This window comes from Wukongibacter baidiensis, from assembly GCF_050888315.1.
Taxonomy (GTDB): Bacteria; Bacillota; Clostridia; order Peptostreptococcales; family Caminicellaceae; genus Wukongibacter; species Wukongibacter baidiensis.
Genome location: NZ_CP138202.1, coordinates 5,944,685 through 5,957,130, shown reverse-complemented (window position 1 = coordinate 5,957,130; position 12,446 = coordinate 5,944,685). Strand labels below are relative to the sequence as shown.

11 protein-coding genes, 2 tRNA genes and 1 other RNA gene are annotated in these 12,446 nt (G+C 34.1%); 1 reads left to right on the top strand and 13 read right to left on the bottom strand.

The annotated features are described in order from the left end of the window. Window positions 1–4: 4 nt before the first annotated feature. From ssrS to R9X47_RS27230, 10 genes are all read right to left on the bottom strand, one after another. Window positions 5–198: non-coding RNA, 6S RNA (gene ssrS / locus R9X47_RS27275), on the bottom strand. Further along, window positions 199–283: transfer RNA gene (locus R9X47_RS27270), tRNA-Leu, on the bottom strand. It lies immediately after the preceding RNA gene. A 162-nt stretch (window positions 284–445) separates the two neighbouring features. After that, a complete protein-coding gene (locus R9X47_RS27265; RefSeq protein ID WP_432664209.1) occupies window positions 446–1,483 on the bottom strand; it encodes a nicotinate phosphoribosyltransferase in 1,038 nt (345 codons plus the stop codon). Window positions 1,484–1,694: 211 nt separating this feature from the next. Then, window positions 1,695–2,270, bottom strand: a complete 576-nt coding sequence (locus R9X47_RS27260; protein WP_432664208.1) for a lytic transglycosylase domain-containing protein — start codon at window positions 2,268–2,270, stop codon at window positions 1,695–1,697. Continuing rightward, the gene (gene coaE, locus R9X47_RS27255; RefSeq protein WP_432664207.1) at window positions 2,271–2,873 is read right to left on the bottom strand and encodes a dephospho-CoA kinase; all 603 of its coding nucleotides are present in this window, start codon (window positions 2,871–2,873) and stop codon (window positions 2,271–2,273) included. Window positions 2,874–2,891: 18 nt separating this feature from the next. Continuing rightward, window positions 2,892–5,576, bottom strand: a complete 2,685-nt coding sequence (gene polA / locus R9X47_RS27250) for a DNA polymerase I (RefSeq protein ID WP_432664206.1) — start codon at window positions 5,574–5,576, stop codon at window positions 2,892–2,894. A gap of 187 nt (window positions 5,577–5,763) precedes the next feature. Continuing rightward, window positions 5,764–6,519 carry an SIMPL domain-containing protein gene (locus R9X47_RS27245; protein ID WP_432664205.1) on the bottom strand — a complete coding sequence of 252 codons (756 nt, stop codon included), beginning with the start codon at window positions 6,517–6,519 and terminating at the stop codon, window positions 5,764–5,766. 162 nt (window positions 6,520–6,681) lie between these two features. Beyond that, entirely contained in the window at window positions 6,682–7,833 is a 1,152-nt protein-coding gene (locus R9X47_RS27240) for a DUF4349 domain-containing protein (RefSeq protein ID WP_432664204.1), read from the bottom strand. A 27-nt stretch (window positions 7,834–7,860) separates the two neighbouring features. Next, window positions 7,861–8,448 (bottom strand): RNA polymerase sigma factor, encoded by a 588-nt coding sequence (locus R9X47_RS27235; protein ID WP_432664203.1) that lies wholly within the window; start codon window positions 8,446–8,448, stop codon window positions 7,861–7,863. A 222-nt stretch (window positions 8,449–8,670) separates the two neighbouring features. Next, window positions 8,671–9,627 carry a metal-dependent hydrolase gene (locus R9X47_RS27230; RefSeq protein ID WP_432664202.1) on the bottom strand — a complete coding sequence of 319 codons (957 nt, stop codon included), beginning with the start codon at window positions 9,625–9,627 and terminating at the stop codon, window positions 8,671–8,673. 150 nt (window positions 9,628–9,777) lie between these two features. On the opposite strand from R9X47_RS27230, the gene R9X47_RS27225 reads away from it, so the two are divergent. Continuing rightward, window positions 9,778–9,864 (top strand) — tRNA-Leu (locus tag R9X47_RS27225). Between the two features lie 83 nt (window positions 9,865–9,947). Here the strand turns inward: R9X47_RS27225 and R9X47_RS27220 are convergent. Genes R9X47_RS27220 through R9X47_RS27210 form a run of 3 tightly spaced genes read right to left on the bottom strand, consistent with a single transcriptional unit; the run spans window position 9,948 to window position 12,397 of the window. Beyond that, window positions 9,948–11,093: a tyrosine-type recombinase/integrase gene (locus tag R9X47_RS27220; RefSeq protein ID WP_432664201.1), complete on the bottom strand. Its 1,146-nt coding sequence runs from the start codon at window positions 11,091–11,093 to the stop codon at window positions 9,948–9,950. Further along, the gene (locus tag R9X47_RS27215; RefSeq protein ID WP_432664200.1) at window positions 11,094–11,324 is read right to left on the bottom strand and encodes a helix-turn-helix domain-containing protein; all 231 of its coding nucleotides are present in this window, start codon (window positions 11,322–11,324) and stop codon (window positions 11,094–11,096) included. 53 nt (window positions 11,325–11,377) lie between these two features. After that, window positions 11,378–12,397 carry a rolling circle replication-associated protein gene (locus R9X47_RS27210; protein ID WP_432664199.1) on the bottom strand — a complete coding sequence of 340 codons (1,020 nt, stop codon included), beginning with the start codon at window positions 12,395–12,397 and terminating at the stop codon, window positions 11,378–11,380. Window positions 12,398–12,446 lie beyond the last annotated feature (49 nt).

Sequence of the window (12,446 nt, the reverse complement as noted above, 5' to 3'; positions counted from 1 at the left end):
AATGGTATAATCCAAAATACCGTACCTCATATTTTGACACCTATCTCATCGATAGGTGGGTGTCCTCACAGATGCTTCTATCGCCTTTACAGCCGTAAAGAGGTCTCACGTAATGGTACATATCTACACCTAAATGTTGAACTCCCTTAGTAGTCCTGTAGGTTCAAAATATGAGACTCACAAATATTTCAGATTAATTGGTGCGGATGATGGGATTTGAACCCATACGAGCGTTGCTCACTACCCCCTCAAGATAGCGCGTCTGCCATTCCGCCACATCCGCATAATCGTGTTGAAAAGTTGTTTTGTTTTAGTGACAAAAATTATTATACAGATATTTACTGGTTTTGTCAAGAGGGTTGCACTATAGAAAATTAGAATATTTTATTAAAATTGTAATTTTTTACATAAATATAATAGAGGACTCTCGTCCCCTATTAGTTATCTAAAATTCTATATGCTTTAATTTTGGATTGTCCACAAGACCAGGTAATCTACCTCTTTTAGCAACTGGCTTTCCATCTACCTCTTTTATATCCATAGTCATATCAATAGGTGATGCCGCCGAGATATAGCTTCCAACACCAAAGGAATCAGCCCCTGCTTCAGATAAGATTCTTATCCTTTCAGGCGTCAATCCTCCTGAAACAAAAATCTTTACATGGGTATGACCTGCCATATCCAATTTATATCTCAATTCTTTAATTAACCCTGGAGTTACTCCACCTCTCTCACTAGGCGTATCAACTCTTATGGCATACAAATTTTCTCCAAGTAAATCTGCAATTCTTAGTGACTCTTCAACCTCATCTTTAAAGGTGTCAATTAATACAGTTCTCTTATGAGACTCAGGCATTACCTTATCATACACCTCTGCTATCCTTGCTGTATCACCGGCTATTAGCATAGCAGCATGGGGAAGCGTTCCAGAAGGCTCTATATTTAATAGCTTAGCTGCTAAAATACAACTTGCACCGGTTGCCCCTCCAACCACTGCTGACCTTTCCATAACAGGAGCTACTGAAGGATGTACATGTCTAGCCCCGAAGCAAAGAAAGTTCTTTTCTCCACAGGCTTCTTTAACTTCTCTAGCAGCTGTTGCCCATCCAGATGAGCTTGCCAGTGCTCCTAAAACAACCGTTTCAAAGGCAGCAAACTCCTTGTAAGGCCCCTTTATTCTAATTACCGTATCCTTAGGACTAAACTCTTCTCCTTCGTCTATGGCCCATATCTCGATATCTTTACCTCTTAGCATATTTTTAACTTCCTCTATACCAGCGAAAACACCAGGCTTTCTAGGGAAGATTTCAGCAGTAACAATCGTATCATCAAGGCCCATTTCCTTTAATATATCAAGAGTCCTTAAAAAGTAAATATCAGTCGTTACACAATTAAGTATTTCCTCATGACTTGCTGAATGAATCATCCTGTCTCTGTCTAATTCAAAGCTCTTTGCATCATCCAGACTCTTCATTTGTTTCATTAAACCAATCCTTTCTCGGTACATTATCCGAGGGAATAATATAATAATCTGGGTTAAATTAATTAATTTCCCTTGAATATGTAGAGTTCATATAGCAGAACTTAATTACATGTCAAAATATACTAAAGCAAAATTTAAAACAATTATAACTAAATTTTAAACATTATTCAATAATAAATTATGCGATCACTACTCTTTTAGAAGTATACAATTAAAATTCCTTATAGAGATAATTGTATATCTTAAAATTTCTTTCTACTCTCTCAATATACCTTTTAGTCTCTCCAAAGGGAATCTCCACAAGTTGCTCCCCATCTGGACAATATTTTTCATTACGAAGCCATTTGCTTACATTCCCGCTCCCTGCATTATAGGCTGCTAATATATGTACTGTGTTATCTCCAAACTCTTTTCGTAGTTTGTTGAGGTACCAGCACCCAATTTTAATATTTACTTCAGGGTTGAATAACATCTCCTCGTCATACCCTTCAATCCCTAATTCCTTTGAAGCCCATCTGCCAGTTATACTAGCTATTTGCATAAGTCCCTTGGCACCCTTTGGAGAAACAGCCTTTGAGTCAAATTTACTCTCAGCCCTTATTACCGATGCAACAAAAAGAATATCTAGATCATATTCCTCGGAGTATTTTTTTATAAGCCCTTCATAATGTAATGGATATACAGTTTTCATTGCAAAATTGAAAGCATATACACAAATAAAAATTAACATACCTATGGCTAAAAGTGCTATAACAATCCGATATCTCCTTAAGTCAAAAATCCCCAATTAAGCACCTCCGAAAATACTATTATATACGGTCTCTACTTGTTCTTTTAAGAAATTGAAATCCTTAGAATTATCTAAAATGACGTCTGCGTGTTGTTTTTTCTGCTCTAAACACATTTGGGAATTTATTCTCTCAATTGCCTCATTAGAAGACAGATTGTCCCTAAGCATTATTCTTTCGATTTGCGTTTCCTTACTGACAGTGACTAACCAAACTTCGTCGGTCAAAAGATACATTTTCATCTCTATTAGCAAAGCGGCATCAACAAATATTGCCTTTAGATTCTCTTTATGTCTATAATAATCGATTTTGTCTTCTATTCTTTCAATTATCCTCTTATGGGTAATCTTATTTAAAACCTGTAGTTTATCGGGATCGCTGAAAACTATTGATCCCAGATATTTTCTATTAAGGGTTCCATCGTAATTTAGGACTTTTCCTCCAAAATAGTCTACGATTTCAGCTAGGGCCGGCTGTCCTTTTTCCACAATCTCCCTAGCAACAATATCAGCATCTATAATTACTGCACCAAGATCCCTAAGATAATTTGAAACTGTACTCTTTCCCGAAGCAATGCCTCCTGTCAAGCCTATTACTTTCATTCTATACTCCCTTTACCTTTACTTAGTATCGTACCAATTATCGCCAATATTCATATCGACTTTAAGAGGAACACTTATCTTGATAGCCTCTTCCATGTTTTCCTTTAATAATTTCTTTACCTCATCAATTTCATCCTTATGGGCATCAATGATAAGCTCATCGTGTACCTGTAAGATCAATCTAGACTTTAACTTTCTTTCCTTAAGCTCATGGAATACCTTTATCATAGCTATCTTTATGATATCCGCTGCACTTCCTTGGATAGGAGTATTCATAGCAGTTCTTTCACCAAAAGATCTTAAATTAAAGTTCTTTGACTTGAGCTCAGGTATATATCTTCTTCTATTCAATATTGTAGTTACATATCCCATTTCCTTACCCTTTTTAACTTCATTATCCATGTACTCTTTAACACCACTGTATTTTTTCAAGTACTCATCTATATATGTTTTGGCTTCTTTTCTAGTTATATTTAAATTAGTAGCTAAACCAAAATCACTTATACCGTAGACGATTCCAAAGTTTACAGCCTTTGCCCTACTTCTTTCTAAGGAAGTAACCTTATCTATATCCACATTAAATACTTGTGATGCAGTAAGGGTATGTATATCTTCATCCTCTTTAAAGGCCTTAAGCAGATTCTCATCATTAGACATATGAGCTAAAACCCTTAACTCTATTTGAGAGTAGTCAGCATCTATTAGACTGTGGTCTTCGTCGGAAGAAATGAATACCTTACGTATCCTTCTACCCATTTCCATCTTTATCGGTATATTTTGCAGATTTGGCTCCGTACTACTAATTCTCCCTGTAACAGTAACCGTCTGATTGAAGCTTGAATGTATTTTTCCTGTAACTGGATTTATTAGATTGAATAAACCATCAATATATGTAGACTTTAACTTAACGAACTGTCTGTATTCTATTATAAGGGATATTATCGGATGTCTCTTTAATAGCTTTTCCAAAACATCATGGCTTGTTGAATATCCAGTTTTAGTCTTTTTAATTACAGGAAGCTCAAGCTTTTCAAATAGTATAACACCCAATTGCTTTGGTGAATTTATATTAAACTCTTCACCAGATAGCCCATAGATTTGATTTGTTATATCTTCAATTTTAGCCGTCAATTCTACATCTAGCTTTTCAAGGACACTCTTATCAGCTCTAAACCCTTCGTACTCGAGATTAGCAAGTACCTCAATAAGAGGCATCTCTACTTGTTCAAACAAGTTAGTTAGCTCAAGTTCATTTAATTCCTTCGTTAAAAGCTCCTTAACACGCACCACTACATCACAACATTCTCCACCATACTTAGATAGCTCTCCCTTAGTCAAGTCGCTGAATTTCTTAGCCTTCTTACCCTTACCAAGAAGTTCTTCCTCGCTGTCTATTTTAGTTCCTACATATTCAGCTGCCAGATCAGATACATCATAATCACTTCTAGATGGTCTAAGCAAGTAAGCAGCAATAAAGCTATCAAACTCTATACCATTTAAATCAATGTCATATCTTAAAAGGGCTATAATTTCCTTTTTTAATCCATGTCCCATCTTGTTAATTTCATTATCTTCAAATACATCCTTAAGCAGCATTAAAAGTTCTTCATTTTCCCTTACATTTATATAGTAATTATTATCTGAATCTATGCATATAGAAATACCAACAATATTGTCAGTTCTCAGATTATTTTCTTTTTTAAAGATTTTGAATGCAAAGCTCTTTTTGCTTTTTATAATGTCGATAATCGTGTTTAGCTCTTCAGCATTTTCAACAATCTTTACATCAACATCCTTTTTAGCTATTGCTTCTTCACCTGCTTCTTCCTGACCCTCACCTTGAATATTCAAAGTCTTAATCAAACTGGTGAATTCATATTTTTTAAATAACGCTATTAGCTTTTCATTGTCTGGAGATATTATCTTAAGCTCTTCTAGGTCAAGATCTAATGGTATGTCAATCTTAATTGTTGCCAATCTTTTACTTAGCATCGCTATTTCCGTATTTTCCTGTATCTTTTCTTTGATCCTTTTACTAGAAACGCTCTCTACATTCATTATTAGTTCTTCTACTGTATTAAACTCATTCAATAGCTTTGTAGCTGTTTTTTCACCAACTCCAGGTACTCCAGGTATGTTATCGGATTTATCCCCTACAAGACCCTTGAAGTCGATAATTTGCTCAGGAGTTACTCCAAATTTTTCTATAACCATCTCTCTATCATAAACTTCTAGGTTAGAAATACCCTTTTTAGTGATCATAACAGTTATATTAGGAGATACCAGTTGCAGCGCATCCTTATCACCTGTAACTATTATTACCTCAAAGTCATTTTCAGCAGACATCTTAGCGATAGTACCTATCAAGTCATCGGCCTCAAAGCCTTCTAGCTCTGTTCTATGTATTTTATATGCATCAAGAACTTCCTTTAGAATAGGCATTTGCTGAGCCAATTCACTAGGCATCTTCTTTCTATGTCCCTTATATTCCTTATATGCAAGGTGTCTAAAGGTAGGTGCTTTTAGGTCAAATGCAACACTTAAATACTCAGGCTTGTACTCTTCTTGTATTTTATTAATCATTTTTATAAAACCAAAAACTCCATTAGTATGTATACCTTCCTTAGTTATCAAATCCGGCAAAGCATAAAAAGCTCTATTTATAAGGCTGTTACCATCAATTATTACCAATCTTTTTTTCAAATCATCATCTCCTTAAGACTTCCATAATAGTATTTTATCAATAATAGTAAAAATTATGAAGTCTATATAAGTTAAAGTTTTTTTATATATTCGTAATTCTATACTAAAATCCTTCTTTTAGCGAGAACAAAAAAACGAAAGGGCTCATATACCCTTTCGCTTTCTAATCTATATCAATTATCTATATTTAATATTTATATTCAACTGAAAGTCTTGCAGTTACTTCAAGTTCACCTGTTTCTATAGGAGTATTAAAGGCTTCATCTGCCATAGCTGACTTCATCATTGCAGCTTCTCTATAGATAATTGGGGCTCCACTACTATTTTCTTGTACTCTATATGGTTTATCAGCCTTAGCTCCAAATGTGCTTAAAATAGTGTTTGCTTTACCCTTAGCATTTTCCATAGCAAGCTTTAAAGCTTCATTGTAGTACTTATCTTCATCACTTATTCCAAATCTAATATTTCCTATTACATTTGCTCCAGCTTCTCCAGCTAAATCAGCAATTTTTCCAACGTTTTCAATGTCTCTTACTGTGATTTCTACAACATTTCTTGAGTAGTATCCTTCAATTCTATTTTCCTTCCCACCAAAGCTTGCAGGCTCATATTTAGTTGACTTATAGATGTCATAGGAAATAGTCTTGATGTCTTCATCTTTAATACCATTTTTCTTTATATTGCTTACAATCTTATCCATCAGCTTTGCATTATCATCCTGTGCCTTCTTAGCATCCGTATCAAATATTTCTACACCAACATTTACATAAGCAATATCTGGTTTAACTTTTACTGTACCCATACCATTAACTGTTACAATGTTTCCTTCTGCGCCAGTCGCTCCACTTGCTGCTGCTTCCCCACTAAAAATATCCATACTATCCATTGCAAATAGACCAGCAATTAAAACTGGAATCAATAGCAAATAAATCATTTTTTTCATAACTAATCGACCTCCCTTTATATTTGTATCAATTAAGTAAGCAAATTGCATAATTACAATCCTAAAAAACTTACTACTATATATAGCCCTAGAGCTATACCATATTTATTACGCAATTTCCTCAAGTAAAGAACTTATTTTATATTACCCTTAATTTTGCCCTTAAGTATCCGAATCCACCTCCTCTAAAATAATATCAATCACTGATAGCTCTACTAGATCATCCCAACTGTCAATACTAGATTGTAAATTATTAATCTCTTCTTGAATCTTAAGTGGTTCTTTTTGGATACCTGTATAGTTCTTATCAGTTTCTGTGGTCCCCACACCATCTTTAAGCTTAATTTCTTGTTGCTTTAGCTGTGCTAGCCTATTAGAAGTCTCATTATACAAAATAGTAACATCGCCGGCGGTTTCTTTTTGCTCAATGATCTTTCCTATTGCTGCTATTTCTTGGTAGATACTTTCAAAATCGCTTCGAGGAACTCTAACAATTAGCTTACTTGCCTTTAATAATTTGTCAGATTCATCTTTAACCTCATTCTTTACTTTTTCAGAGCTTTCTACATATCCACCACTAGAAGCAATTAAAGCTTCAATACTCTTATAGGCTGCATCATACTGCTCAACCTCAAGGTGCAGATATCCGCTAAGTATTACCTTGCTATCTATATTATCAGCTTTCTCAGCTGTAAATTCACTAAAGTTCATTTCAGGAGCTGCGTCGGCTGCCGGTGCTTCTGAAATTTCATATGTTGATGGCTCCTTAGCAAGCTTCATCGGCTCGTCTTCTGTCTCCAGGTTTTCCATTGGAGCTTGTTTAGTAGCAATCTCGCCAGAGTCCCTTGCCTCTTCCGTAGCAATCTCAAATTTCATCTCCTCTTGTGGAGCTGCCTGTTTCATTTCGCTCTTAGCCATATCTTCCATTCTAAAACCATTATTAATTAATGATGCCGATACTACCGTTAGGAATAATGCTGCTGCAATACCAGATAATATCTTAATATTGAATTTCTTCTTAGATTTCTTACTAGTTATTTCATTAAAATTAATAACCTCTTTATTGTCTTCTAAAGTATTACTTTCCTGTGCAACACACTCAACGAGTTTCTCATGAAGCTCAGCCTTAAAATTACTTGGCAATTCAACCTGTGGAGTTTCTGCCAGTAATTGCTTTATAGTTAATAGGTCTTCATATTCCCTATTGCATTCTTCACAGTCCTTTAAATGCTTTTCGATGTCTGCTCTTTCTTTATCATTTAATTCATTATCTATATAAAGCGATAAAAAATCTCTAACTTCTTCACATCTCATATTATCCCTCCTCTCATTTTATTAGACTTAATTCTCTAAAAAAAGTTCCGTTTCTTTTATTAATATTTCCTTTAATAATAATCGTCCTCTGCTAATCCTTGATTTTACAGTACCTAAAGGCATATTGGTAATTTCTGATATTTCGTCATATGTAAAGCTTTGTATATCCCTTAAAACCAATACAGTCCTATATTTTTCAGGTACTCTTTTCAGTGCTGTCTGCACCAGTTCCTTTTTTTCTTTAACCTCATACAATTTATCTGGTAAATATTTATTATCGGCTATTTCAATACTATAATTCCCATTTTCACTTTCAAACTCTTTGTCCAGTGAAACAGTTTTCACCTTTTTCATTTTCCTTATTGCATCAATACATTTATTAGTTACAATCCTATAAAACCATGTTAAAAAACTAGAGTCTCCTCTAAAGTTCTTTAAAGATTTAAAAACCTTAATCAATGCTTCCTGTGCCATGTCGCTTGCGTCTTCTTTATTACCTATCATCCGAAAAGCAATATTAAAGGCCACGACCTGATATTTCTCGATAAGCTTTTCGAAGCTTTCTATATCTCCATTTATACTTCTCTCTATCAAGACTTTTTCTAGATCAGACACTTTCCCTCACTCCTTTCCATAAATCAAAATAATCGCTCAATCAAGCGAATATTTATCTCCATCATATTTTAGACGTAGCTATATTTAATTTAGTTCCCGAATTTTAAAAAAAATCCTTTAATATTTTTAATTTTTACCAACTCTTAATATTCCATTCACTTTTAGTAGGGTACTCAAAAGCAGAACGTTAAAAATCACCTGTAAACCACAGGTGATTTTAAGTTAAATTTCTTCAGTTATTGGAATATATTTGTTCACATCATAGGGCTGGAAAAAGGATTCAACTAAATTCAATTCCTTATCATAAACAACCGTAGCATGATGCATAAAATTATTTTTTAGATAGTATCTTAAGTCAATTGACTTCAAGATTAAGTTACCTTGTTCCTCAATCTGAGAAATATGGAATATAGGGGAGAAGTCACTAAAGTATTTTCCAACATTAGTATTATTAAAGAGCTCCACTATTTCTTCCTTAGGTTTCTTAAATTTCTTCCTTACGGTAACCTTACCATTATAAATGTTTACCTGTCCTACCAAGCTATGACTATTTGTATCAACTACAAAATCCCATTTATTGAAGGCAAGTATCGATGGTAAGATATTTACCTTGTTAAGCTTATATCCACTGTAATAATTCTCCTTAACAATTCTTTCAGCCCTTCTTCTCATCCCATACCTAGTAGCAAGATATGTAACAAAAATCAAGAATACAGTTGTCAAGAATAGATTACTGATGTTTCTTTTAAATATAAGTGTTAAACAAAGTATTGATATAACTGGATCATACAGCATCAACAAATTAGCTTTAAACTTCTTCTCAGTAAATGGTGCTAGCAGCTTGGCGCCGTAGGAATTAAGTATATCAAAGAATGTGTGGGAAAATGCCCCTATAAATGTCCAAATAAAAAGATTTAGATAGTTCACATCTCCGAAAAACTTTCCTACCCCCAAGGTAATGAGCCCTGCTAAAACCAACAAAGATGGTAGCGAATGTGAAAATCCTCTGTGGTGTCTCAAATAGTGAAAATCATCCTTGAAAATTCTAACTATTACATCTACATCCGGTGCCATAGCACCTATAGCACATCCAATGCTAACAGGGTTACTCAAACTAACGGGATCCCCACTAAAGGCAGAAATCGCTAGCCCAATCACCCCGTGAGTGACTGGATCCATTTTGTCACCACCCTAATAATTATTCATGCTTCAAGTATAACATACATAATATGGCCCTACAACATAGTTCGACACATATTTTTTTCCTAAAATTAAACAAAAATGTCTTGCATAGGCTTAAAATTTATGGTAAGATATTATTTGTCACTAGCCGAAATGGCGGAATTGGCAGACGCGACGGACTCAAAATCCGTTGGTAGCAATATCGTGAGGGTTCGAGTCCCTCTTTCGGCACCAGTTGATAAAACTAGGTTTTAGTAACCTAGTTTTTTTATACCCTTTTTTCGTATTTAGCAAACTTCTAATCTTTTTCTAATCTCTCATATATTGGTACTATTCTTAAGTATTAAATCTTCTAGTTTCTCTGCTGTTTCTTCCTGCATCTCTCTCATTACATGTGAGTACAAATCTAAAGTAATCCCTATAGTGGAATGCCCTAGTCTTTCAGATGCAACTTTAGCCGGAACATTATTTTTAAGCATTAATGTTGCGTTCGTATGCCTTAAATCATGGAACCTAACCTTTTTTAACTTCTTCTTTTCCTGTATGTACTTAAATTTACTCGAAAATGAATTAGGAGTCATTATGCTTCCATCATATTGACAGCACACTAAATCATTATCATCATATCCACCTAATAAGCTTCTATACAAGTCCTGTTCCGCTTTCTTCTTCTTTAATATATTCAAAAGATTTTCAGTTATTACTATTGTTCTCCTACTCTTATCGGATTTAGGGGTTGAAAATATATTATTCCTATCTACATATAAAAGTGTTTGTCTTATTGTGATAGTCTTAGATTTAAAGTCTATATCACACCATCTAAGCCCTAGGGCTTCTCCACGTCTTAATCCTAAAGTTATTCCTAGTAAGAAAGGGATGTATATATCTGTGTCCTTATAAGCTTCTATATACTCCTGTATCTCTTTCTCATTTAATACTTGGGCATCATATTTTTTAGCCCTTGGAGGGTCTACATAGTCAGCAGGATTCCTGTTAAGCAATTGTAATTTTACGGCCTGATGCAAAGCCTTTCTCAATACTCTATGGGTTTGTATCACTGACTTAGCCGAAAGCCCCCCATTTCCATCTTGTCGACCTTCTTTAAGCAAGTATGTATATAGGTTCTGTATATGTATGGGTTGAAGCTTCTGGAGTTTAACTTGTCCTAATTGAACAATGATTCTATTGATACATACCTTATGACTCGCTATTGTTTTGGGCTTTAAGTTTTCTTCAACATAATTCTTTTGCCAATTCTCCATATATTCCTTTAATGTGATGTTCTCTAATCCGATATAACCATCGTTGTTGTATTGGGCTACTATTTTAGTAAGTTCTTTTTCGGCATCTTTCTTCCTTTTAAAACTACTAAACCACTTGTATTTTCTTTTTCCTTCTTCATCACGACCCAAGTATATTACAGGATAGTACCTAGTACCTTTCTTAGCAATATGACCACGCATTTAGCTCACCTTTACTATACTTAATCCATTATTATTAAACGAATCGTTCTCTTTTAAGTTCTTAATTCCTGCTTCATTCAACCATTCATCAAAGGCTTTTTTAGGTATCCTTATTTTTCTTCCTAATCTGATATGAGGTATTACATTTTCATGTATAAGGTCATAGGCCGAGTTCATTCCAATTTCTAATACTTTAGCTACTTCTCTAACTGTATAAACATATTTCTCCATTTACGCATCCTCCTTTAGTATATTTATTTTTCATAAATTTAATCATTATAATCTCAACATCCGAGCATATTTAATTCATTTTCTCTGATAGGTACCTCTATAAACTGGTACTTTTTCCATAGCCTTTCCTTAACACGTTTAATAGCATAGAAAGTTTCTGGAAACAAAAACTTTCCTACGTCCTTATACTTGATATTAACCTGTTTGTTATAGACTTCCTTCATATCTCTAAATAAAGCATTTACAAAACTTATGATATTTCGTTTTACATTACTGTCCTCAATCTCATAAGTATTAATATCGACATTACCTATAAACTCATTCTCATAACTGCCATTAAAAGCATGAAAATCACTAAGCAATGCTAGGACAGATTCATATAATTTACTGTCTATGTCTAATTTGTATATCTCGGGTTTATTTAGTCCCCTAGAGCAAAAATATCTCTTTCTATTTAACATGTCTTTCTCCAGATAAATAGAATAATTATCCTCACCTTTTGAGTTTTCCTTGTTTATGTACTTAGCTACATAACTAGCAAAGTCCATAATATCTTCTTTCTGAGACACACCTTTAACAAAGGTGAAGCCCTTACCCCATATTTGTTGGAACTTCTTTTGCTCAACATAGGGCAAATTAAAATACAAGATATGAAAATGTACTGCACCACGCTTTTGAAACTCGGGTATACAGATATATTTTAAAACATTCTTTCTAACTCCATAGAGATACCAAGATAAACGCTTATTGAATTTAGTAAACTCTTCGTTAGCTTCTTCCAAGTCCGTTACATTCTCAGCAAAGGTAAGAGTCCAAAACTTTGGCCTTTGTATCTCTCCATGTAAATCCGGAATAGTATTAACATTTGATGCTATTATGTCAAAAACTCTCTTCCTAGCCCTTATAATACTTTTAAGAAAGTTTTCCTTTGTATGCTCACCTTTCCCCTTAGAAGATGGAGAAGGAGCATTTTTTACTTGATAGTTGAAGTACTTATTTTTAGATAATCTTTTTAGCGTTACATGTTTTCCAGCGATCTTAATCTCTAAGTTATATGACATTTGATTTAACATTCTAAAACCTCCTTCTCGGGTATTTTTAAGGGTCTTTGGATTTTAAATG

Bases quoted from the DNA above. Each gene is read 5' to 3' on its own strand.
- R9X47_RS27220 (WP_432664201.1), bottom strand. From the start codon at position 11,093: ATGCGTGGTCATATTGCTAAGAAAGGTACTAGGTACTATCCTGTAATA.
- R9X47_RS27210 (WP_432664199.1), bottom strand. From the start codon at position 12,397: ATGTTAAATCAAATGTCATATAACTTAGAGATTAAGATCGCTGGAAAA.
- R9X47_RS27230 (WP_432664202.1), bottom strand. From the start codon at position 9,627: ATGGATCCAGTCACTCACGGGGTGATTGGGCTAGCGATTTCTGCCTTT.
- coaE (WP_432664207.1), bottom strand. From the start codon at position 2,873: ATGAAAGTAATAGGCTTGACAGGAGGCATTGCTTCGGGAAAGAGTACA.
- R9X47_RS27215 (WP_432664200.1), bottom strand. From the start codon at position 11,324: ATGGAGAAATATGTTTATACAGTTAGAGAAGTAGCTAAAGTATTAGAA.
- R9X47_RS27265 (WP_432664209.1), bottom strand. From the start codon at position 1,483: ATGAAACAAATGAAGAGTCTGGATGATGCAAAGAGCTTTGAATTAGAC.
- R9X47_RS27245 (WP_432664205.1), bottom strand. From the start codon at position 6,519: ATGAAAAAAATGATTTATTTGCTATTGATTCCAGTTTTAATTGCTGGT.
- R9X47_RS27240 (WP_432664204.1), bottom strand. From the start codon at position 7,833: ATGAGATGTGAAGAAGTTAGAGATTTTTTATCGCTTTATATAGATAAT.